The following is a 21,424-nucleotide window of genomic DNA, read 5'->3' on the forward strand; positions in this document are numbered from 1 at the left end:
CAGGCGTCGGTACCGGCAGGAGGTCGCCGTACGGGACCTCGGTCTGCTCAGCTCGGCTGTCCAACGCCCCCGGTCGCAGATGTTCGGCGTCGAGGCGTACACGGACCTCTTCGAGAAGGCTGCGGCGCTGCTTCATTCGCTCGCCGTGCACCACCCCTTGGTGGACGGCAACAAGCGCATGGCCTGGATGTGCACCGTCGTCTTCCTCGATTTCAACGGCACGGACACGCTGACATGGACCAGGACGAGGCGTACAAGCTCGTCATCGAGGTGGCAGCCGGCGGCCATGAGGATGTGAGCATGATCGCCCGGCGTCTGCGGGCGCTGCACGAGGCGATGTGACCTCGGTCCCATCCCCGGGTGACGCGGCCTGGTTCCTCCGTTGACAGAACCGGGCCGCCGGTAGGGTGGCCCGGTTGTCATACGTAGAAGACCCGCCCAACCACCCCACGGAGACCGTGACTACCACCGCCGCCAGCCCCAGTCCTGCCTCGCACTCGCATCACCTGTCACCCGCGTTTCCCGGTCGCGCCCCCTGGGGTACCGCCAGCAAGCTGCGCGCCTGGCAGGAAGGGGCGATGGAGAAGTACGTCCAGGAGCAGCCGCGTGACTTCCTGGCGGTCGCCACGCCCGGCGCCGGCAAGACGACCTTCGCGCTGACGCTGGCCTCCTGGCTGCTGCACCAGCACGTCGTGCAGCAGGTGACCGTGGTCGCGCCCACCGAGCACCTGAAGAAACAGTGGGCGGAGGCGGCCGCGCGGACAGGGATCCGGCTGGACCCCGAGTACAGCGCCGGGCCGCTCGGCAAGGAGTACCACGGGGTCGCAGTCACGTACGCCGGTGTCGGCGTACGGCCCATGCTGCACCGCAACCGGGTCGAGCAGCGCAAGACCCTCGTCATCCTCGACGAGATCCATCACGCCGGTGACTCCAAGTCCTGGGGCGAGGCCTGCCTGGAGGCCTTCGAGCCCGCCACGCGCCGGCTCGCGCTCACCGGTACGCCGTTCCGGTCCGACACCAACCCCATCCCCTTCGTGACGTACGAGGAGGGGACGGACGGGATTCGGCGGTCCGCCGCCGACTACACGTACGGGTACGGGTCCGCGCTGGCCGACGGAGTCGTCCGGCCGGTCATCTTTCTCTCCTACAGCGGCAACATGCGCTGGCGGACCAAGGCCGGTGACGAGATCGAGGCCCGGCTCGGCGAGCCCATGACGAAGGACGCCATCAGCCAGGCCTGGCGTACGGCGCTGGATCCGCGCGGCGAGTGGATGCCGGCCGTGCTGCGCGCCGCCGACCAGCGGCTGACGGAGGTCCGCAAGGCCGTCCCGGACGCGGGGGCGCTCGTCATCGCCTCCGACCAGGACTCCGCGCGCGCGTACGCCAAGCTCATCCGGGACATCACCGGTCACAAGGCGACCCTCGTGCTGTCCGACGACGCGGGGGCGTCCGAGCGGATCGACGAGTTCAGCGGCAGCACCGACCGGTGGATGGTTGCGGTGCGGATGGTGTCCGAGGGCGTCGACGTGCCGCGGCTCGCGGTCGGCGTGTACGCCACGACCATCTCCACGCCGCTGTTCTTCGCGCAGGCCGTCGGGCGTTTCGTACGGTCCCGCAGGCGCGGCGAGACCGCCTCGGTCTTCCTGCCCACCGTGCCCGACCTGCTCTCCTTCGCCAACGAGATGGAGCGCGAGCGCGATCACGTGCTCGACAAGCCGAAGCAGGGCGGCGAGGAGGACCCGTACGCCGAGGAGGACAAACTCCTCAAGGAGGCGGAGCAGCAGAAGGACGAGGACACCGGCGAACAGGACATGCTGCCCTTCGAGGCGCTGGAGTCCGACGCCGTCTTCGACCGGGTCATGTACAACGGCGCCGAGTTCGGCATGCAGGCCCACCCGGGGAGTGAGGAGGAGCAGGACTACCTCGGCATTCCGGGGCTCCTCGAACCCGACCAGGTGCAACTGCTGCTGCAGAAGCGGCAGGCCCGGCAGATCGCGCACAGCCGCAAGAAGCCGGCCGAGGAGGCCGACCTGCTCGAGATGCCCGCCGAGCGGCGGCCCGTGGTCACCCACAAGGAGCTGATGGAACTGCGCCGGCAGCTCAACAACCTGGTGGGCGCGTACGTCCATCAGAGCGGCAAGCCGCACGGGGTCATCCACACCGAGCTGCGCCGGGTGTGCGGCGGGCCGCCGAGCGCAGAGGCGACGGCGGGGCAGCTGCGGCAGCGGATCGCCAAGGTGCAGGAGTGGGCGACGCGGATGCGGTGACGCTCGGCGCTGTGCCTTGGCCGTATTGCGCCGGGTTGTGTGTCGGCTGCGGTTCGCTTGTGGCTGGTCGCGCCCACGCTGGGTTGCCCGGATTCTGGACGGAGGCTTCCGCTGAGCGAACCTGCTTCGCTACTGTCCCGCTACGCAACGCCCCGTGGCAGCGCCGCCGCGGAGCGCAGCCGTGAAGCGACTGAGCCCGGGAACAGTCCGGGCCGCCGACCGATCGGCGGCCTCTCCAGCGCGTCACTGACGGGACTCGGTGACGCACCCGCAGCCAGGGGGGCCGCCGACCTCACCACTTAAGGAGTGGGCGTCGTGACCGCGGAGACCTCTCAGACGCTCGACAGGGGACTGCGTGTCCTCAAGCTGCTGGCCGACACGGACCACGGGCTGACCGTCACCGAGCTTTCCCACAAACTGGGCGTGAACCGGACCGTTGTGTACCGGTTGCTTGCCACGCTGGAGCAGCATGCGCTGGTACGGCGTGACCTGGGCGGACGTGCCCGGGTCGGGCTCGGGGTGCTGCGGCTCGGGCGGCAGGTGCATCCGCTGGTGCGGGAGGCGGCGATGCCGGCGCTCAGGTCGTTGGCCGAGGACATCGGGGCGACGGCGCATCTGACGTTGGTCGATGGGGCGGAGGCGTTGGCCGTTGCGGTGGTGGAGCCGACGTGGACGGACTATCACGTGGCGTACAGGGCCGGGTTCCGGCATCGGCTGGACCGGGGGGCCGCGGGTAAGGCGATTCTCTCGGCGCGGCAGTCTCCGATGGTGGATCCCGGGTACACCCTGACGCATGGGGAGCTGGAGGCCGGGGCGTGCGGGGCGGCTGCGCCGCTGCTCGGGGTGACGGGGGTTGAGGGGAGTGTGGGGGTGGTGATGCTGGCGGATGTGGTGCCGGAGCGGGTGGGGCCGCGGGTGGTGGAGGCGGCGCGGGAGGTGGCGGAGGCGTTGCGGTGACGGCACCTGCGGTGCGGGTACGGTGTTGACGAGTTGCCCGGCGTTGGCTGGGTGACGGTTGGCTGATGTGGGCCGGGGGCGGTGGTGTTTGCGAGGTGGCCGGCGTTGTGGCTGGGCGGGGGTGGGTGTCGCTTGCCCGCGCTTGCGGGGTGCCGCTGCGCCCACCCGTGCCGTCCCAGCGGCACGACTGCCCGCAGCTACGTCGGCGCGACTGCCTGCGGCCTGCGGCTTGCGAGTGCCTTGTGTGGCGTCGTCGGGGGGCGGTGGCGCGTGGGTGGAGGCATCGTGGTGACCGGGATCCGGCCGGATGGTGCCCCCGCGTTAGATTGATTGCGTGCTCTCTCGCCTCACGCGCCCCCAGGCCGTTGCTGTCTGTGCTCTGCCCGTTGTCGGTCTGCTGGCCACCGCGGTGTTCGCGCCGTTGCCGTTCTCGGTGGCGCAGCCGGGGATGACGGCGAATGTGCTGGGGGAGAACCGGGGGACACCGGTGATCACGATCTCGGGCGCGGCGACCCGGGAGACGCGCGGGCAGCTGCGGATGACGACCATCGAGGCGACCTCGCCGGACGCGCACGTGTCCCTCCCGGACGTGCTCGACAGCTGGTTCCGCACCGACCAGGCGGTCATGCCGCGCGACGCGGTCTACCCGAGCGGTGACAGCGTCAAGGAGATCGAGCAGTACAACAAGGAGCAGATGAGGCAGTCCCAGGACGCGGCGACCCGCGCCGCCCTGAACCACCTCGACCGCAGCGACCAGGACATCAAGGTCGACCTGAAGCTCGCCGACGTCGGTGGCCCCAGCGCGGGCCTGCTGTTCTCCCTCGGCATCATCGACAAGCTGGACGGCGACGGCAGCGGCGGCGACCTCACGGGCGGCCGCACCATCGCCGGTACGGGCACGATCACCGCCGACGGCACGGTCGGCCCCGTCGGCGGCGTACCCCTCAAGACCCAGGCCGCCCGACGCGACGGCGCCACCGTCTTCCTCGTACCGAAGGCGGAGTGCGGCGACGCGAAGGCGGAGCTGCCGAAGGGGCTGCGGCTCATTCCGGTCACCACTTTGAAGGGGGCGGTCAAGTCGCTGGTTGCGCTGGAGAAGGGGACGGGGTCGGTGCCTAGCTGCTAGGCGCCGGGGCGGCTCGCCTCGGCGTGGCCAGGCGTAAACCCACTTCCACGAGCGTCCAGCCGAGGCGGGCACGCAGCTCGCGGGGGCGCCTGATCTCGGCGGTCCGACGGTACGCAGCCGCTGCGGCGCGGAGTTCGGCGGCGCGTATGTGGTGCAGGGCGAGGTGCGTCCTGGGGTCGAGCATCGGGAGCCTCTCTCAGTCCGTCGCGAAGGGGAAGAGGTGCGTGTGGACGCGGACGGTCTCCGCTCCGGGGGTCGTGTCCGGCTCGTTCTGGTAGCTCGCCAGCAGGGCCTGCATCTTCTCGATGAGGCCGAGCGCGCGCTCGGGGGTCAGCCGTAGCGTCCAGTCGCTCAGGTCGGTCGAGTGGGACCACGCCGGCAACCACTCCTCACGGGTGGCCACCCAGGTAGACAGCTCGCGGGCGTGGTTCGTGGCGACCTCGTGCATGTAGGTGTCCACTGCACCGCGGGTGGCCGGGTCGGTCGCGTGGAGCAGGTTCTCGTCGAAGGTGAGCCCCTGGACGGCTGCCTGCCACCAGCGTTCTCGCCCCTTGCCGCGCTCCGGCACGTCCTCGACGAAGCCGTATTCGGCGAGTTGCCGCAGGTGGTAGCTGGTCGCTCCGCTGGACTCGCCCAGCCGCTCGGCGAGCATCGACGCCGTGGCCGGGCCGTGGTGTTTCAGCGTGCGCAGCAACTGCATCCGCAGGGGATGAGCCAGCCCCCGCAGCGAACGGGCGTCGAGCTTGTGTACGGAGTGTTCTTCGGGCATGATGCAAAGCTATCCTTGCAAAGGGAACGTTGCAAGGACTTCTTTGTAGCGAACCCTCAGTCCTCCCGATCCTCCGCCGCCTGCTCCACCAGCGGGATGATCCGCAGCGGAACGGGGTTTTCCATCACGATCGCGGTCGAGGCCCGGACGATGCCGTCGAAACCGACGACCCGGTCGATCACCCGCTGGAGATCGGCGTTCGAGCGGGCCACAAGACGGCACAGCATGTCCCCGCTGCCGGTCGTGGTGTGCAGTTCCAGCACCTCCGGCACGGTCGCCAAGTGTGCTCGTACGTCGGCCCCTTGGCCCTGCCGGATCTGCAGCGTCGCGAACGCGGTGACCGGGTAGCCGAGCGCCGCCGGGTCCACCTGCGGCCCGAAGCCGCGGATGACCCCGTTCGACTGAAGCCGGTCCAGCCGCGCCTGCACGGTGCCCCGGGCGACGCCCAGCCGCCGGGACATCTCCAGCACCCCGATCCGCGGCTCCCGCGCCAGCAGCAGGATGATCCGCCCGTCCAGATGATCGATCGCCATGCCCAGCCCCCTCCGGAACAGATCCGGGATAGTCATCCTGTACAGAAGGGCCGCCGATACGGCCGTACCGCTGAACATATTGCCCAACAAAACCGCAAACTATTGCGCACCTTGCCGATGCGGGGTCACGCTGCCGGTATGACGCAGACCACACACCACACTCCCGACACGACCGCCCGGCAGGACGACCCCTTCCCGGTCAAGGGAATGGACGCGGTCGTCTTCGCCGTCGGCAACGCCAAGCAGGCGGCGCACTACTACTCCATCGCCTTCGGCATGCGCCTGGTGGCCTACTCCGGGCCGGAGAACGGCAGCCGCGAGACCGCGAGCTACGTCCTGGAGAACGGCTCCGCCCGCTTCGTCCTCACGTCCGCCATCAAGCCCGCCACCACCTGGGGCCACTTCCTCGCCCAGCACGTGGCCGAGCACGGCGACGGCGTCATCGACCTCGCCATCGAGGTCCCGGACGCGCGCCGCGCGTACGCCTACGCTGTCGAACACGGCGCGCGCCCGGTCGCCGAGCCGTACGAGATGAAGGACGAGCACGGCACGGTGGTGCTGGCCGCGATCGCCACGTACGGCGAGACGCGCCACACGCTCGTCGAACGCGCGGGCTACGACGGCCCGTACCTCCCCGGTTACGTCGCCGCCGACCCGATCGTCGAACCGCCCGCCCAGCGGAACTTCCAGGCCATCGACCACTGCGTCGGCAACGTCGAACTCGGCCGCATGAACGAGTGGGTCGGCTTCTACAACAAGGTCATGGGCTTCACGAACATGAAGGAGTTCGTGGGCGACGACATCGCCACCGAGTACAGCGCGCTGATGTCGAAGGTCGTGGCCGACGGCACGCTGAAGGTCAAGTTCCCGATCAACGAGCCCGCCATCGCCAAGAAGAAGTCCCAGATCGACGAGTACCTGGAGTTCTACGGCGGCGCCGGCGTCCAGCACATCGCGCTGAACACCAACGACATCGTGCAGACCGTCCGTACGATGCGCGCGGCCGGGGTCCGGTTCCTGGAAACGCCCGACTCCTACTACGACACGCTGGGGGAGTGGGTCGGCGAGACCCGCGTCCCCGTCGACACCCTCCGCGAACTGAAGATCCTCGCCGACCGCGACGAGGACGGCTATCTGCTGCAGATCTTCACCAAGCCGGTCCAGGACCGCCCGACGGTCTTCTTCGAGATCATCGAACGCCACGGCTCCATGGGCTTCGGCAAGGGCAACTTCAAGGCCCTGTTCGAGGCGATCGAACGGGAACAGGAGCGCCGCGGCAACCTGTGAACCACGGGGATCGAGGTACCTGTACCTCGGTCCGTCACCCGCTCTCCGCGTCCCACTCCGGTACGTCCGCCACCGACGGCTCGCCCAGCTCCCGCAACGCCGCTCGAGCCTGCGGCGCCCCCAGCGGCGAGAAGTGCGGATTGATCCGCAGCGCCTCCCGAAGATGCCGGCGTGCGGGGCCGTACCGTTCCAACGCGCGCTCGGTCATGCCCCGGTGATACGCGTACAGCGCACTGCGCACCCCGCCCCCGCGCTCCTCGTCCGTCGCCCGCACCGCGAACCGCAGTGCCTCCTCGTGCCGCCCGGCCCGGTGCAGGGCCCAGCCCAGTGCGTCGGCCACCGCGACCCCCGGCTGCCGGCGCCACTCGGCCCGCAGCCGCCGTACCGCGGCCCCCGCATCGCCGTGGTCCGCCTCGAAGCGGCCCAGCACCAGCTCCTCGTCGACCCCGCCCGCGCCAGCGCTCCGGACCCGCGCCCGCACCTCGTCGTACTGCTCATGTGCCGCCTGCGCGAGCCCCAGCGACTCGTACAACTCGCCCAGTTCCAGGGCGTACTCGGGGCGCGGCTGCCGGGCGAGCGCCGCCCGGTACGCGGTCAGCGCCTCCGTGGTCCGGCCCAGCGCCGCCAGCGCCCGCCCCTGCCCGGCCTGCGCGGCCCGCTGGTCGGGGTCGAGCCGCAGCGCCGCCCGGAAGTGCCGCAACGCGTCCTCGCGGTCCCCGCGCTCCCAGGCCAGCTGCCCGCCCTGCTCCAGATACGCCGCCCGCTCGGCCGGCGCCGTGGCCCGCGCCGCCGCATCCGACAGCGCGGCCGCCGAGTCCTCCGGCCGGCCCTGGTCCCGGAACACGGCGGCCGCCCGCGCCATGACGGCCGGCCCGTCGCGCAGCTTCGTCAGCCGGTCCAGGGCCCGGTCGGCGGCCGTGTGGTCGCCGAGCCCGGTGTGGGCGTCGATCAGCACGGCGTACGTGGTCCACCGCTTCGGCGCCGCCTTCCGCGCGGCCTGCCCCCAGGACCGCGCCGCGCGGAAGTCCCGGCGCGCGTTCGCCAGCGCGGCCATGCCCTCCAGCGCCGCCGCGTTCCCCTTCGCCCGCACCTTCAGGGACGTACGCAGCGCCTTCTCGGCCTTCGGGTAGTACCCGGCGTCGGCCGTCCGCCGGCCCTGCTCCAGATACGCCGACCCCAGCACCGCCCACGCCCGGGCATCGCGCGGATGGTCCCGCAGATGCGCCTCCCGGTCCCCGATGAGCGCCGCCAGACCGGGCAGCGCGGCCGGCACCCCCGCGGCCACCGCAGCCCGCGCCCCCGGCGCCGGAGCCGACGGCCGCGACGCCGTCTCCTCCCACGGCAGCAGCATCAGCACCCCGCCCAGCACGGCACACCCCGCGGCTGACCCGAGCAGCACTCGCCGACGCACACGCGACCCGCGTTCGGGGGCCTCCTTCTGCTTGTCCATGGCGCTCACTGTGCGTCAGTACGACGACCGCACCCGGGCGTACGGCGCCTGCGTACACGGGGTTCACACCGATGGGCCCCCGGTGTCACGCTGTGATCATGAGCCGTATCGAAGCGCCCCGCGACGAAGTGACCGGGAACCTCGTCGACCGCCTGCTCAGCGGCCTGCCCGCCGACGCCGTCCTCACCGACCCCGATGTCACGGCCTCCTATGCCAACGACATGGCGAGCTTCTGCCCGGCCGGCACCCCCGCCGTGGTCGTCCTGCCGCGCACCGTCGAACACGTCCAGCACATCATGCGCACCGCCACCGACCTGCGCGTCCCGGTCGTCCCGCAGGGCGCCCGCACCGGCCTGTCCGGCGCGGCCAACGCCTCCGACGGCTGCATCGTGCTGTCCCTGACGAAGATGGACCGGATCCTGGAGATCAACCCGGTCGACCGCGTCGCCGTCGTCGAACCGGGCGTCATCAACGCCGCCCTCTCCCGCGCGGTCGGCGAACACGGCCTGTACTACCCGCCCGACCCCTCCAGCTGGGAGATGTGCACGATCGGCGGCAACATCGGCACCGCCTCCGGCGGGCTGTGCTGCGTGAAGTACGGGGTGACGGCCGAGTACGTCCTCGGTCTGGACGTCGTCCTCGCCGACGGCCGGCTGATGTCCACCGGGCGCCGCACCGCCAAGGGCGTCGCCGGGTACGACCTGACCCGCCTGTTCGTCGGCTCCGAGGGCTCCCTCGGCATCGTCGTACGGGCGACCCTCGGCCTCAGGCCCAAACCGCCCGAGCAGCTGGTGCTGGCCGCCGAGTTCGCGTCCACCGCGGCGGCCTGCGACGCCGTGTGCCGGATCATGGCGGCCGGACACGTCCCGTCCCTCCTCGAACTGATGGACCGTACGACCGTCAAGGCCGTCAACGACCTCGGCAACATGGGCCTGCCGGAGAGCACCGAAGGCCTCCTGCTCGCCGCCTTCGACACCACGGACCCCGCCGCGGATCTCGCCGCCCTCGGCGCCCTGTGCGAGGCGGCCGGCGCCACCGAGGTCGTCCCCGCCGACGACGCGGCCGAGTCCGAGATGCTCCTCCAGGCCCGGCGGTCGTCCCTCGTCGCGCTGGAGGCCGTGAAGGGGACGACGATGATCGACGACGTGTGCGTGCCGCGCTCCCGGCTCGGCGACCTGTTCGACGGCGTCCAGAAGATCGCGGACAAGCACGGCCTGACCATCGGCGTCGTCGCCCACGCAGGCGACGGCAACACGCACCCGACGGTCTGCTTCGACGCACAGGACCCCGACGAGCGCCGGCGCGCCCGCGAGTCCTTCGACGAGATCATGGCCCTCGGCCTGGAACTCGGCGGCACCATCACCGGTGAGCACGGCGTGGGCGTCCTGAAGAAGGAGTGGCTGGCGCGCGAGATCGGTCCCGTGGGCGTGGAGATGCAGCGGGCCGTCAAACAGGTCTTCGACCCGCTGGGCATCCTCAACCCCGGCAAGCTGTTCTGACCGGTCCCCGGCGTACGACCACGGCTCAGTGGCGGAAGCATTACGCGGGTTCGGAGAATATTTCTCCGAAGCGGTGAAGAGGCGTGCACGGGGTTGCCCGGAAAGGGGCGGGTCCGGCGGGACTGGCGGTGGGGCTTGCGCTCGTCTGATAGATGTGGAGGCCCCCGTACCACCCCCGAGCAGATACCGGACGACGGACATGAGCGCCCCAACCCCGGCCCCCGGTGACGACAGGCCCCGCGAAGGGTATTACCCGGACCCGTCCATTCCTGGATATGTCCGGTACTGGAACGGTGCCGCCTGGGTACCGGGCACCAGCCGCCCGGCGCCACAGGACGGTGAGCCGCTCGCCCCGCCGCCCGGCGCGGGCCCGGCGCAGCCCTCCGTCGAGGAGACCGGCCCGCACTTCTTCGACGAGGACCCGGTCGACGAGCCGGCATCCGCCCCGCCGTCCCAGCACGGCAGCCGCCCCGAGCCCGCGTCGGCCTGGGGCGCCGACCGCTCCCAGCAGTCCGGCTTCGGCGACGACCAGGACCGCCGGGTCTCCTGGGGCGCCGCCGCCCAGGGCGCCGACCCGAGGGTCCCGCACGCGTCCCGCCCCGCCGACGGCCCGTCCCAGCCGGACGGCGACTCCTCCCATGCGGACGGCACGGCGACCATCCCGCCCGCCGACTCACCCGAGGCCGACAACACGTTCGTGTTCCGCCGGCCGACGGGCGGGGCGGGGGGAGCGGGGGGTTCGGGTGCGGCCGGTGGCGGTACGGCGAGCGGTGCTGCGAGGAGCGCCGACCCGTCCGTCTCTCACGGCACGTCCGGTTCCGGCGCAGGTGGGTCCGCGGGCGCGGGTGCTCCTGGCTCCCCGGTTTCCGGTGGTCCTGGGGGTGCGGGGGTTCCCGGGGGCCGGACTTCGGGCGGTCCTGGGGGCGCGGGGGTTCCCGGGGCCCGGGCCTCGGGCGGTCCGGCGGGTGCGGCTGCGCCCGGCGTCCCGGCGTCCGGTGGTCCTGCGGCTGCGCCCGGCGTCCCGGCCTCCCGCGTCCCCGCGGCCGACGAGGGCACCATGGCCTTCCGCGCCATCTCCCCGCGCAAGGGCCCGCAGGGCCAGAACGCGGGCGCGTCCGGCGCTTCCGGCACCCCCGGCTTCGGCGCCGGAAAGGACGCCGCCGCCCGTGCCGCCGCGCAGCCCGGCGGTGGCCAGGCGGCTACCGCCCCGGCGACCCCCACCGCCCCCTCCGGCCCCCAGCAGGCGTCCCCGACCGTCCCTCCGCAGCCCGGCTCGCAGTCCGGCGCACCCCAGCCCGCCGCGTCCGCGCCCGCCGCACCCGGCCCCGCCGCGCCTCCCGCCGTCTCCGGCGCGCCCCTGACCAGCGGCCCCGGCGGCGGCCAGTCCTCCTGGGCCCAGCAGGTGCACCGCCTCGCGGGCGCCGGGGACGGCCAGCCCGTCGCACCCTGGAAGCCGCCGGTCGAGGACGTGTTCCAGGCGGCCGCACGGCAGCAGGCGGCGGCCCGCCCCGCGGCGCTCGGCAAGCGGCTCGCCGCCCGGCTGCTGGACACCGTCGTGGTGGCCGGCCTCACCGCCGTGGCCGCCGTGCCGCTCGGCACGAAGGCGCTCGACCACGTCAGCGACAAGATCGACGCCGCCAAGCTCTCCGGCGAGACCGTCACCGTCTGGCTGCTCGACGGCACGACATCGGTGTACCTCGGCATCATCCTGGCCGTCCTGCTGCTGGCCGGCGGCGTCTATGAGGTGCTGCCCACCGCCAAGTGGGGCCGCACCCTCGGCAAGAAGCTGCTCGGTCTCGACGTGCGCGACATCGAGGGCCACGAGCCCCCGGCCCTCGGCGCCGCCCTGCGCCGCTGGCTGGTCTACACCGTGCCCGGCCTGCTCGTCGTCGGCGTCATCGGCGTCCTGTGGTGCCTGATCGACCGTCCCTGGCGCCAGTGCTGGCACGACAAGGCCGCGCACACGTTCGTGGCGGGCTGAGCGCGGACGGACCGCGAACCGGACGCAGACAGAGGTACGTTCGACGCCGGCCCGCCGCCCACCGTGAACGCACCACCCGATTCCGTACTCCGGACGGCCCTCCGCCGGATGCGGAGCCGCGGGGTTCGCGGTCGACTCGGGCCATGAGCAGCGAACCGCCCCCCGGCTCCGATCGGCAGCCACCGGAAGACGACCCGTTCAGGAAACAGCCCCCGCCGGCCGAGGGCCAGCCCCCGCCGTACCAGGGCAGCCCGTACGGAGGTACCCCGCAGGGCGGCCCCTACGGCGGCGGCTCGTCCCCCACCGATCCGCTCGCCGGCATGCCCCCGCTCGCCGACAGCGGCAAACGCACGCTCGCCCGGATCATCGACATGATCCTGGTGGGCGCCGTCGTATGGCTGCTCTCCTGGGGCTTCGGGTTCAACGACTACGACATGGACACCGACCGGATCGAGTACGCCGACACCGTCGGACAGTCCTTCGTCGCCGTCGTCCTCTACATGGCCTACGACACCTACCTGATCACCAAGACCGGGCAGACCCTCGGCAAGAAGTGGCTCGGCATGCGGGTGGCCAACCTCGACAACGGCGCCACCCCGTCCGTGCAGAGCGCGCTGACCCGCTCGGCGGTGCTGTGGATCCCGTTCGCCTTCTGCTGCGCCTGTATCTGGACCGCGATCTCCGGCGGATGGAGCTACTTCGACCGGCCGTACAAACAGGGCCTGCACGACAAGGCGGCCAAAACGGTGGTGGTCAGCACCACTTGACGGCGGGACAGGAGCGAAGGAAGACGAGGCACAGAACTCGGCGGGTCCGCGTGCTGCGGACCCGCCGTCGACGTGCGGGGTGGGCGTCAGGACGCCGCCCGCTCGCCCACCGGTTCGACGGTGGCCGGTGCCGTGGCCGGTGCCACCGAGGCCACCACGGGTTCCTTGACCGGAGGCTGCTCCACGGCCTTCGCCGGCTTCGGCAACGGCAGGGTCATGGCGACGAGCAGCCCGAGCAGCAGCGCCGATGCGGTGATGAGCGCGATGCCCGGGCCGGAAGTCGTCTGTGACAGCAGCAGCATGGCGAGCGTCGAGAAGATCACGGTGCACGAGCCGTAGGCGATCTGTGCGACGGTCGGACGAGGCATGGCAATCGTGTCCTCGGTTGCGGGGGCGATCTCGACTTCCTCTTCGCCTGCATGCCCGAGCGAACCGGACGGTAAGCGTGGCCTAACCGACAGGGCCGGTGCACGGGGGGCGCACAGAGTCATGCCGTCCAGTAAGTGGACGGCGCCACGCGCCCGCCGGTGTCCGTAAAGCGAACGTGGTCTCCGCATAGTGCACTTGACTTGTTCAAGTCAAGGTCTGTCTTTTTCCGCAAACCTCTAGTCAAATGTCGTCACTTGACTGCACGGGTTGCTCATACGCGTGCGGGGGAGGAACTCAAGTGACCAGTAGACCCTGGATGTTCAGAGCGACCGCGATCAGTGTCGCGCTCGCCACGGCCGCCGCCACCGTCTCCACGCTCACGGTGGCTCAGGCCGCCGACGCCGGCACCAAGGCCGGCACCAAGTCCGCCGCCGTGGACCGCCGCGATCCGGCCGAGCGCCACCACGAGCACGACCACGACCTCGACGGTCCGATGACCAAGACCATGGAGGCGCAGCGTCAGGAGGCGCTGAACCAGGTCATATCCGGCAAGGCCACGGTCCAGAAGCGCGAGGGCTCCAACGTCGTCCAGCTGGGGAGCGGCAAGGGCGGCAGCAAGTACGTCGAACTCGGCCGGGAGAAGACCGACAAGATCTTCACGATCCTCGTCGAGTTCGGCGACCAGATCGACAGCCGGTACGGCGGCACCCCGGGCCCGCTGCACAACAAGATCGCCCAGCCGGACCGCACCAAGGACAACTCGACGGCCTGGCAGGCGGACTACAACCGCGCGCACTACCAGGACCTCTACTTCGGCGACGGCACCGCCTCGATGAAGACGTACTACGAGAAGCAGTCCTCGGGCCGCTACTCTATCGAGGGCGAGGTCTCCGACTGGGTCAAGGTCCCCTACAACGAGGCCCGTTACGGCTCCAACAAGTGCGACACCTGCGCCTGGAACGCGGTGGCCGACGGCGTCAACGCGTGGGTCTCCCAGCAGAAGGCGGCCGGGAAGACAGAGGCCGAGATCAAGGCCAAGGCCGCCGAGTACGACCAGTGGGACCGAGGCGACTTCGACGGCGACGGCGACTTCAACGAGGCCGACGGCTACATCGACCACTTCCAGGTCGTACACGCCGGCGAGGACGAGTCCGCGGGCGGCGGCGCCCAGGGCGAGGACGCCATCTGGGCCCACCGCTGGTACGCGTTCGGCACCGACGCGGGCGCGACCGGTCCGGCGAACAACAAGATGGGCGGCGCGCAGATCGGCGACACGGGCGTCTGGGTCGGCGACTACACCATCCAGCCGGAGAACGGCGGACTCGGCGTCTTCGCCCACGAGTACGGCCACGACCTGGGCCTGCCGGACCACTACGACACCACCAACGCCGGCGAGAACTCCACCGGCTTCTGGACGCTGATGTCCTCCGGTTCCTGGCTCGGCACCGGCAAGGACACCATCGGTGACCTGCCCGGCGACATGACGGCCTGGGACAAGCTCCAGCTCGGCTGGCTCGACTACGACACCGCCAAGGCGGCGACCAAGTCGAAGCACAAGCTGGGAGTCGCCGAGTACAACACCCGCAACAAGCAGGCTCTCGTCGTCGAGTTGCCGAAGAAGGCGGTCACCACCGAGGTCGTCACCCCGGCCGAGGGCACCCGGCAGTGGTGGAGCGGCCAGGGCAACGACCTCAAGAACACGCTGACCCGCTCCGTCGACCTCACCGGCAAGGCGTCGGCCGCCCTCACCCTGGACGGCTGGTACGACATCGAGTCCGGCTACGACTACCTCTACACCGAGGTCTCCACCGACGGCGGCGCCAACTGGGCGGCCCTGGACGGCACGGTGGACGGCCAGCCGGTCCCGCGCGACGCCAGCGGCAAGCCGGCGCTGACCGGTTCGGCCGACGCGTACAAGGAGCTGTCGTACCCCCTCGACGCCTACGCCGGAAAGAAGTTCGACCTCCGCTTCCGCTATCAGTCCGACGGCGGTGTGGCGTTGAAGGGCTTCGCGGCCGACCGGATCACCGTGACCGCCGACGGCACGCCGCTGTTCTCCGACAACGCCGAGAGCGCGGACGCCGCCTGGACGGCCAGGGGCTTCTCCCGGGTGGGCGCGTCGTTCACCAAGGACTACGCGCAGTACTACATCGCCGAGAACCGTCAGTACGTGTCGTACGACAAGACCCTGAAGAACGGGCCGTACAACTTCGGCTTCGCGACGACCCGTCCGGCGTGGGTGGAGCACTACCCGTACCAGAACGGCCTGTTGATCTGGAAGTGGGACACCTCGCAGCCGGACAACAACACCAGCGAGCACCCGGGCAGGGGCCTGCTCCTGCCGGTCGACTCGCACCCGACCGCGCTGCGGTGGTCCGACGGCACGCTGATGCGCAACCGCATCCAGTCCTACGACTCTCCGTTCAGCCTGTACCGCACGGACGGCATGACGCTGCACAACGCGGACGTCGCGACGAAGATCAAGTCGTCCAGGGGGGTGCCGGTGTTCAACGACCACACGAGCACGTACTACGACTCCTCGAACCCGCTCGGCGGCGTCAAGATCACTGACACCAACACGAAGATCAAGATCGCCAAGGAGGCATGGAGCGGTTCGACGATCATGGTCGAGGTCGGTCCTGCGGTGAACTAGTCGACGTTTTCGCAGGTCAGAAGGTGATCGGCGGTGACCCCCCTGGCGGGTTGCCGCCGATCCGTGTTTAGGTGCGTCCTGTGGCTCTCTTATTGACACCGATGATCACGGGGGTGTGACCGCATGGCCGCAGGAGGTTTCTGCAAGCTGCCGAACGGCACGGTGGTGGTGGCGCTGAACCTGCCCCGCCCCGCCGCCGACGGCGTCGGCCTCGTCCGCGTACTCGTCCACGCCCAGAACCGCGCCCGAGCCCTGACCAGACTCCGCAACCTGGGCCTGCGCGCGGTCTACCTCCGGGGCAACGCCGCCCCCCCGACCCCCGACGAGATCACAGCCGTCCTCCACCATCCCGACGGCCTGATATGGCGCACGGCCCCCGACAATGTCGCGGGCGGCCCCGAACTGGCCCAGGAACTCTGGCACCCCATCAGAGCCCTCCTCAGACGCCCGGCAGCCCAGGCGTAGCCGGAGGCAGCCGGGCCTTTCCCACCGGGCTCCCCACACGGGGCCTCTCCTGGGCGGGGGGCCTCTCCTGGGCGAGGGGCCTCTTCTGCAGGCCGGGGCGAGGCGGATCTTCTCCCCGGCCAGGCCCTTCTTCCTCCCGCCAGGCCCCGCCGCATCGGCGAGCATCCACGACGGCGTAGCCCGGCGGTGCCGAACCGGCCGATACCCGCTGACGCAGCGCTCAGCCCGTCACTGCACGACCGGCTTTCCCGAGAGCTCCACCCCGGCCTCGCGGAGTTGCTCGATCGCCTTCTCCGTCGTTTCCGGGGCCACCCCGGCGGTGAGGTCCAGCAGGACGTGCGTACGGAAGCCCTCCTGCACCGCGTCCAGCGCGGTCGCGCGCACGCAGTGGTCCGTGGCGATCCCCACCACGTCCACCTCCTCGACCTCCCGCGCCTTCAGCCAGTCCGCCAGCTTCACCCCGTTCTCGTCAGCCCCCTCGAACCCGCTGTACGCCGCCGCGTACGCCCCCTTGTCGAACACGGCGTCGATCGCCCCGGAGGCGACGGCGGGGGCGAAGTTCGGATGGAAGCCGACGCCCTCCGTGCCGGCGACACAGTGCGCGGGCCAGGAGCGGACGTAGTCGGGGTTGTCGGCGAAGTGACCGCCCGGCGCGATGTGGTGGTCGCGCGTGGCCACCACATGGCGATACCCGGCGGTCGCCTGGCCGACCAGTTCGGTGATGGCGGCAGCCACATCGGCACCCCCGGCCACCGCGAGGCTGCCCCCCTCGCAGAAGTCGTTCTGCACATCTACGACGATCAACGCGCGGCGCATGGTCGGTGTCCTTCGGCTATGGGGTCGGGGTTGGTGCGGGGCCCGGCCGGTGAACCTCCGAGCCTATTGACTTCGGCAGCGCCGGGGGAGTGGTCGGTGCGAGCTGTATCACACAAGGCACCCGCATTAGCTACCCGAGCTCCCCACGGCATACTCCGTTGGAATCACGGGTTCCCCGCGCGAGAGCTGCGTAGCGGACAGCGGCAGGTTCGCCCGGGCCGTCGCATGCCGGTCCCGCGCCGCGTCCAGCGGCTCGCGGGCGACGACCTCACCGCCCTTGACCAGCTCGACCAGCAGCTGCCGCCCGGCCAGCTCATCCGGCACCGGCCCGGTGCCGACCACCTCCGCCTCGGCGACCCCGTCCTCGTCCAGCCGCCGCGCGGCCCACTTGCGCCCCCCGATGGACGTCTTGCCGCCGGTCGACTTCTTCGCCACCGGCACCAGCGGCGCCTGCGGATCGGCGGACTCGGCGCGCGCGACCAGCTTGTAGACCATCGAGCAGGTGGGGTGCCCGGACCCGGTCACCAGCTGCGTACCCACGCCGTACGCGTCCACCGGCGCCGCCGCCAGCGAGGCGATCGCGTACTCGTCCAGGTCCGAGGTCACGATGATCTTCGTTTGGGTCGCGCCCAGCTCGTCCAGCTGCTGCCGCACCCGGTGCGCGACCAGCAGCAGGTCGCCGGAGTCGATCCGGACGGCGCCCAGCTCGGGTCCGGCGATCTCCACGGCCGTGCGGACCGCCTCGGCGACGTCGTACGTGTCCACCAGCAGCGTCGTGCCCCGGCCGAGCGTGTCGACCTGGGCCCGGAAGGCGTCCCGCTCGCTGTCGTGCAGCAGGGTGAAGGCGTGCGCGGAGGTGCCGACGGTCGGGATGTTGTAGCGGAAACCGGCGGCCAGGTCGGAGGTGGAGGCGAAGCCGCCGACGTACGCGGCGCGCGCGGCGGCGACCGCGGCCAGCTCGTGGGTGCGCCGGGCGCCCATCTCGATCAGCGGGCGCTCCCCGGCCGCCGCCGACATGCGGGAGGCGGCCGCGGCGACCGCGGAGTCGTGGTTGAGGATCGAAAGGATCACCGTCTCCAGCACGACGCACTCGGCGAAAGTCCCCTCGACCCGCATGACCGGCGAGCCCGGGAAGTACACCTCGCCCTCGGGATAGCCCCAGATGTCGCCGCTGAACCGATACCCGGCGAGCCACTCCAGGGTCTGCTCGTCGACGATCTTCCGCTCCCGCAGGAAACGCAGGACGCCCTCGTCGAAGCGGAAGTTCTCCACCGCGTCGAGCACCCGCCCGGTGCCGGCCACGACGCCGTACCGCCGCCCGTTCGGCAGCCGCCGGGTGAAGACCTCGAACACGCTCCGCCGCCCGGCCGTGCCCGCCTTCAGGGAGCCGCGCAGCATCGTCAGCTCGTACTGGTCCGTGAAGAGCGCCGTCGAGGGAACGTCAACCGGCAGCCCAAGGTCCGCCACGCCCACTGAATCTCACCTAACCCCTGAATCTCCGAGTGCCCCCGTCTCGGCCGGGGGTCCGGGGGTTGTCCCCCGGTGTGTGCAGCATGCCAACCGATGTTACCCCCCATCTCGTCAGTCTGACGATTTGTAGGTGAGTGGAGTCGGTCACGAAGCCCATTTGTGCGTCTACCCCCCACGGGTGGCAGCATGGGTCGTGTGACGTCACCTGCTCCCCTAGAGATCGAACGCACCGAGCCGGCGGAGGAGGTCTTCGCCGTACCCGAGCCGGACGTCCCGTGGGTCACGGTCGTCCACAACGACCCGGTCAACCTCATGAGCTACGTGACGTACGTCTTCCAGACGTACTTCGGCTACAGCAAGGACAAGGCCACCAAGCTCATGCTCGACGTCCACCACAAGGGCCGGGCGGTCGTCTCCAGCGGCAGCCGCGAGGAGATGGAGCGCGACGTGCAGGCCATGCACGGCTACGGCCTGTGGGCCACCCTCCAGCAGGACCGCAAGTAGCCAGCACGCCCGCCAGCAGCGAAAGATCCCATGCCCGGACACTTCGAACCGCTCCCCGGCGGCGGCGCGGCCGTCGCCCTCGACGACGTCGAGATCTCCATCATCCGGTCGCTCGCCGTCCAGCTCCTGGAGCTGATCGGCCCGGGGCCCGCCGAGGACGCCCCCGACGACCCGCTCGCCGAGCTCTTCGCCGACGGCCCGAGCGAGCCGCCCGCCGACCCTGTCCTGCGGCGCTTCTTCCCGGACGCCTACGTCGACCCCGAGGAGCCCGCCTCGCCGCGGGACGCCGAGGAGCGGCGGGTGCACTCAGCGGAGTTCCGCCGCTACACCGAGAACGACCTGCGGGCCGGCAAGCGTGAGAACGCCCTCGCGGTGATCCGCTCCCTGGACGCGCTCACCTCCGTGGGTGACGGCGGCGCCGTGCTGAAGCTGTCGCAGGAGGAGTCCCAGCAGTGGCTGGGCGCCCTCAACGACCTGCGCCTGGCGATCGGCTCCCGGCTGGAGATCACCGACGAGGACGACACCGACGTCCTCTACCGCCTCCCGGACGACGACCAGCGCAAGCCGATGGTCATGGCGTACCTCTGGCTCGGCGGACTCCAGGAGACGCTGGTCGCGACCCTGATGTCCTGACTCGTGACGCTTTAGTGACCGTGAAGTGTTCGCTCAGAGAACGCTCAAATCCGAATAACGATCCGATTACCGCTCCTGGGGTTTTGTGCCCCAGGGGCGGTTTTGCGTGATCCGTGCCGCTAAAGGGCCGGTAAAGAGTGTGGTAGGAAAACGCAACTCGTTTTCGGCAGCCCAGTCGCTGAACGGGCCCGGCGATCGCCTCATGACCGCATGACCGCATGACCGCATGACCGCATGACCGCATGAGCGCCACAGCTGTCCCCATGCCAGCACGTCCCCGCGCCCCCGAGGTACCGATGTCACTCGACTCCGTCACCACGTCCATCAACGACGCCGTCAGCGGGTTCTTCGAACCCGTCGCGGAGGCGGTCTACGGCGTCGTCTTCTACGCCGTACCCGTCGGCGGCACCGAACTACCGCTCATCGTCGCCTGGCTGGTGGTCGCGGGTCTGGTCTTCACCACCTGGTTCGGGCTGCTCCAGGCGCGCAAGTTCAAGCTCGCCCTGAACGTGGTGCGCGGCAAGTACGACGAGCCTGGATCCCCCGGCGAGGTCAACCACTTCCAGGCGCTGACCGCCGCCGTCTCCGGCACCGTCGGCCTCGGCAACATCGCCGGTGTCGCGGTCGCCGTCTCCATCGGTGGTCCGGGTGCCACCTTCTGGATGATCCTGTGCGGTCTGCTCGGCATGGCGAGCAAGTTCGTCGAGGTCACGCTCGGTGTGAAGTACCGCGAAACGCACGCGGACGGCACCGTCTCCGGCGGTCCGATGTACTACCTGCCCCGCGGCCTCGCCGAGCGCTTCGGCCCCGTCGGCGCCAAGTTCGGCAAGGTGCTGGCCATCGCCGCTTCCGTCATGATCCTCCTCTTCGGTCTGTTCGGCGGCAACCTGTACCAGACCAACCAGAGCTACGCGCAGATCTCCTCGAGCTTCGGTGGCGAGGACGGCTTCCTGGCCTCCTCCGCCGGTGCCGTCCTCTTCGGCCTGGTGGTCTCCGCGCTGGTCGGCCTGGTGCTGCTCGGCGGCATCCGCTCCATCGCCTCCGTCACCAGCAAGCTGGTCCCGGCGATGGCCGCCATGTACATCGTGGCCTGCCTGGTCGTCATCCTGACCAACGTCACCGCGGTGCCCGACGCGATCCAGGAGATCCGCAAGGGCGTGTTCGAGGCCGACGGCGTCGTCGGCGGTGTGATCGGTGCCCTGATCCAGGGCTTCAAGCGGGCCGCCTTCTCCAACGAGGCGGGTCTCGGCTCCGCCCCGATCGCCCACGCCGCGGTCAAGACCGACAAGCCCGCGAGCGAGGGTCTGGTCGCCCTGCTGGAGCCGTTCATCGACACCGTCGTGATCTGCACCATGACCGCCCTGACGATCATCATCGCCAACCCGACCAGCTGGGGCGAGGCCCGCGAGAGCGGCGAGCCCGTCGGTGTCGTCATCACCTCGGACGCCTTCGCGACCGTGCTGCCCTGGTTCCCGAAGCTGCTGACCGTCGCGGTGCTGCTGTTCGCCTTCTCCACGATCCTGACCTGGGGCTACTACGGCCTCAAGGCCTGGACGTACCTCTTCGGCCGCAGCAAGGCCAGCGAGACCGCCTTCAAGGCCATCTGGAGCGCGTTCGTCGTCCTGGGCTCCCTGATGTCCCTCGGCTCGCTGATCGACCTGGGCGACTCGGCGCTGTTCCTGCTGTCGGTGTTCAACATCATCGGCCTCTACCTGCTGGCCCCCGTGGTCAAGCGCGAGCTGAACTCCTTCCTGGACTTCGTCCGGGGCAAGGAAGCCCGCGCGAAGGCGGGCGGGGGCGACGAGGAGGACCTGGAGACCGCCAAGACCCTCTGACGCGCCTCAAGGCCCCCGGGCCCGCCCGTACCGCTAGCGGTAC

At 70.7% G+C, this 21,424-nt stretch carries 19 protein-coding genes and 1 pseudogene; 13 read left to right on the top strand and 7 right to left on the bottom strand.

Features of this window, described 5'->3' with window-relative positions:
• Positions 1–16: 16 nt before the first annotated feature.
• The 4 genes and pseudogenes from H8R17_RS11535 to H8R17_RS11550 all read left to right on the top strand — a co-directional run.
• Positions 17–342: pseudogene (locus H8R17_RS11535) on the top strand (type II toxin-antitoxin system death-on-curing family toxin); the annotation flags it as partial.
• A gap of 116 nt (positions 343–458) precedes the next feature.
• Complete coding sequence (locus H8R17_RS11540) at positions 459–2,267, top strand: DEAD/DEAH box helicase (protein ID WP_187823055.1); 1,809 nt, start codon at positions 459–461, stop codon at positions 2,265–2,267.
• A gap of 315 nt (positions 2,268–2,582) precedes the next feature.
• Positions 2,583–3,224 carry an IclR family transcriptional regulator gene (locus H8R17_RS11545; RefSeq protein WP_187823056.1) on the top strand — a complete coding sequence of 214 codons (642 nt, stop codon included), beginning with the start codon at positions 2,583–2,585 and terminating at the stop codon, positions 3,222–3,224.
• A gap of 334 nt (positions 3,225–3,558) precedes the next feature.
• Positions 3,559–4,350 carry a S16 family serine protease gene (locus H8R17_RS11550; protein ID WP_187823057.1) on the top strand — a complete coding sequence of 264 codons (792 nt, stop codon included), beginning with the start codon at positions 3,559–3,561 and terminating at the stop codon, positions 4,348–4,350.
• Here H8R17_RS11550 and H8R17_RS46605 read toward each other — a convergent pair.
• Genes H8R17_RS46605 through H8R17_RS11560 form a run of 3 tightly spaced genes read right to left on the bottom strand, consistent with a single transcriptional unit; the run spans position 4,340 to position 5,652 of the window.
• Complete coding sequence (locus H8R17_RS46605) at positions 4,340–4,534, bottom strand: hypothetical protein (RefSeq protein ID WP_262505194.1); 195 nt, start codon at positions 4,532–4,534, stop codon at positions 4,340–4,342. The genes H8R17_RS11550 and H8R17_RS46605 overlap by 11 nt on opposite strands.
• A 12-nt stretch (positions 4,535–4,546) precedes the next feature.
• Positions 4,547–5,119 carry a helix-turn-helix domain-containing protein gene (locus tag H8R17_RS11555; protein ID WP_187823058.1) on the bottom strand — a complete coding sequence of 191 codons (573 nt, stop codon included), beginning with the start codon at positions 5,117–5,119 and terminating at the stop codon, positions 4,547–4,549.
• Positions 5,120–5,175: 56 nt separating this feature from the next.
• A complete protein-coding gene (locus H8R17_RS11560) occupies positions 5,176–5,652 on the bottom strand; it encodes an Lrp/AsnC family transcriptional regulator (protein ID WP_187823059.1) in 477 nt (158 codons plus the stop codon).
• A gap of 138 nt (positions 5,653–5,790) precedes the next feature.
• Here H8R17_RS11560 and hppD point away from each other — a divergent pair, with 138 nt between their 5' ends.
• Positions 5,791–6,939, top strand: coding sequence for a 4-hydroxyphenylpyruvate dioxygenase (hppD, locus tag H8R17_RS11565; RefSeq protein WP_187823060.1), 1,149 nt, complete (start codon positions 5,791–5,793; stop codon positions 6,937–6,939).
• Positions 6,940–6,973: 34 nt separating this feature from the next.
• On the opposite strand, the gene H8R17_RS11570 is transcribed toward hppD, so the two are convergent.
• Positions 6,974–8,389 carry a lipopolysaccharide assembly protein LapB gene (locus H8R17_RS11570; RefSeq protein ID WP_187823061.1) on the bottom strand — a complete coding sequence of 472 codons (1,416 nt, stop codon included), beginning with the start codon at positions 8,387–8,389 and terminating at the stop codon, positions 6,974–6,976.
• A gap of 92 nt (positions 8,390–8,481) precedes the next feature.
• Between H8R17_RS11570 and H8R17_RS11575 the strand changes: the two genes are divergently transcribed.
• The 3 genes from H8R17_RS11575 to H8R17_RS11585 all read left to right on the top strand — a co-directional run bounded on the left by H8R17_RS11575 (position 8,482) and on the right by H8R17_RS11585 (position 12,636).
• Complete coding sequence (locus H8R17_RS11575; protein ID WP_187823062.1) at positions 8,482–9,888, top strand: FAD-binding oxidoreductase; 1,407 nt, start codon at positions 8,482–8,484, stop codon at positions 9,886–9,888.
• 199 nt (positions 9,889–10,087) lie between these two features.
• On the top strand, positions 10,088–11,869 hold the full coding sequence (locus H8R17_RS11580) for an RDD family protein (protein ID WP_187823063.1): 1,782 nt from the start codon (positions 10,088–10,090) through the stop codon (positions 11,867–11,869).
• A gap of 143 nt (positions 11,870–12,012) precedes the next feature.
• A complete protein-coding gene (locus tag H8R17_RS11585; RefSeq protein WP_187823064.1) occupies positions 12,013–12,636 on the top strand; it encodes an RDD family protein in 624 nt (207 codons plus the stop codon).
• Between the two features lie 86 nt (positions 12,637–12,722).
• Here H8R17_RS11585 and H8R17_RS11590 read toward each other — a convergent pair whose 3' ends face one another.
• Positions 12,723–13,004 (bottom strand): hypothetical protein, encoded by a 282-nt coding sequence (locus H8R17_RS11590; protein ID WP_187823065.1) that lies wholly within the window; start codon positions 13,002–13,004, stop codon positions 12,723–12,725.
• 299 nt (positions 13,005–13,303) lie between these two features.
• On the opposite strand from H8R17_RS11590, the gene H8R17_RS11595 reads away from it, so the two are divergent.
• Complete coding sequence (locus tag H8R17_RS11595) at positions 13,304–15,658, top strand: immune inhibitor A domain-containing protein (protein ID WP_187823066.1); 2,355 nt, start codon at positions 13,304–13,306, stop codon at positions 15,656–15,658.
• Between the two features lie 123 nt (positions 15,659–15,781).
• Complete coding sequence (locus H8R17_RS11600) at positions 15,782–16,123, top strand: hypothetical protein (RefSeq protein WP_187823067.1); 342 nt, start codon at positions 15,782–15,784, stop codon at positions 16,121–16,123.
• A gap of 228 nt (positions 16,124–16,351) precedes the next feature.
• Here the strand turns inward: H8R17_RS11600 and H8R17_RS11605 are convergent, their stop codons facing one another.
• A complete protein-coding gene (locus H8R17_RS11605) occupies positions 16,352–16,939 on the bottom strand; it encodes an isochorismatase family protein (protein WP_187823068.1) in 588 nt (195 codons plus the stop codon).
• 126 nt (positions 16,940–17,065) lie between these two features.
• Positions 17,066–18,412 (bottom strand): nicotinate phosphoribosyltransferase, encoded by a 1,347-nt coding sequence (locus tag H8R17_RS11610; RefSeq protein WP_187823069.1) that lies wholly within the window; start codon positions 18,410–18,412, stop codon positions 17,066–17,068.
• Between the two features lie 183 nt (positions 18,413–18,595).
• Between H8R17_RS11610 and clpS the strand changes: the two genes are divergently transcribed.
• The 3 genes from clpS (at position 18,596) to H8R17_RS11625 (ending at position 21,381) form a co-directional block, all read left to right on the top strand.
• Positions 18,596–18,913 carry an ATP-dependent Clp protease adapter ClpS gene (gene clpS, locus H8R17_RS11615; protein WP_187823070.1) on the top strand — a complete coding sequence of 106 codons (318 nt, stop codon included), beginning with the start codon at positions 18,596–18,598 and terminating at the stop codon, positions 18,911–18,913.
• Positions 18,914–18,943: 30 nt separating this feature from the next.
• Entirely contained in the window at positions 18,944–19,546 is a 603-nt protein-coding gene (locus H8R17_RS11620) for a DUF2017 domain-containing protein (protein WP_187823071.1), read from the top strand.
• A gap of 296 nt (positions 19,547–19,842) precedes the next feature.
• Positions 19,843–21,381 (top strand): sodium:alanine symporter family protein, encoded by a 1,539-nt coding sequence (locus tag H8R17_RS11625; RefSeq protein ID WP_187823096.1) that lies wholly within the window; start codon positions 19,843–19,845, stop codon positions 21,379–21,381.
• Positions 21,382–21,424: the final 43 nt, after the last annotated feature.

Origin of the sequence: Streptomyces sp. TRM68367, assembly GCF_014495685.1 — a bacterium.
In the GTDB taxonomy this organism is placed as follows: domain Bacteria; phylum Actinomycetota; class Actinomycetes; order Streptomycetales; family Streptomycetaceae; genus Streptomyces.

What these genes read in the sequence shown, in the direction of transcription:
- H8R17_RS11555 (WP_187823058.1), bottom strand. Translation starts at nt 5,119, where the DNA reads ATGCCCGAAGAACACTCCGTACACAAGCTCGACGCCCGTTCGCTGCGG.
- H8R17_RS11580 (WP_187823063.1), top strand. Translation starts at nt 10,088, where the DNA reads ATGAGCGCCCCAACCCCGGCCCCCGGTGACGACAGGCCCCGCGAAGGG.
- H8R17_RS11605 (WP_187823068.1), bottom strand. Translation starts at nt 16,939, where the DNA reads ATGCGCCGCGCGTTGATCGTCGTAGATGTGCAGAACGACTTCTGCGAG.
- hppD (WP_187823060.1), top strand. Translation starts at nt 5,791, where the DNA reads ATGACGCAGACCACACACCACACTCCCGACACGACCGCCCGGCAGGAC.
- H8R17_RS11620 (WP_187823071.1), top strand. Translation starts at nt 18,944, where the DNA reads ATGCCCGGACACTTCGAACCGCTCCCCGGCGGCGGCGCGGCCGTCGCC.
- H8R17_RS11625 (WP_187823096.1), top strand. Translation starts at nt 19,843, where the DNA reads ATGTCACTCGACTCCGTCACCACGTCCATCAACGACGCCGTCAGCGGG.
- H8R17_RS11560 (WP_187823059.1), bottom strand. Translation starts at nt 5,652, where the DNA reads ATGGCGATCGATCATCTGGACGGGCGGATCATCCTGCTGCTGGCGCGG.
- clpS (WP_187823070.1), top strand. Translation starts at nt 18,596, where the DNA reads ATGGGTCGTGTGACGTCACCTGCTCCCCTAGAGATCGAACGCACCGAG.
- H8R17_RS11570 (WP_187823061.1), bottom strand. Translation starts at nt 8,389, where the DNA reads ATGGACAAGCAGAAGGAGGCCCCCGAACGCGGGTCGCGTGTGCGTCGG.
- H8R17_RS46605 (WP_262505194.1), bottom strand. Translation starts at nt 4,534, where the DNA reads ATGCTCGACCCCAGGACGCACCTCGCCCTGCACCACATACGCGCCGCC.
- H8R17_RS11600 (WP_187823067.1), top strand. Translation starts at nt 15,782, where the DNA reads ATGGCCGCAGGAGGTTTCTGCAAGCTGCCGAACGGCACGGTGGTGGTG.
- H8R17_RS11590 (WP_187823065.1), bottom strand. Translation starts at nt 13,004, where the DNA reads ATGCCTCGTCCGACCGTCGCACAGATCGCCTACGGCTCGTGCACCGTG.
- H8R17_RS11585 (WP_187823064.1), top strand. Translation starts at nt 12,013, where the DNA reads ATGAGCAGCGAACCGCCCCCCGGCTCCGATCGGCAGCCACCGGAAGAC.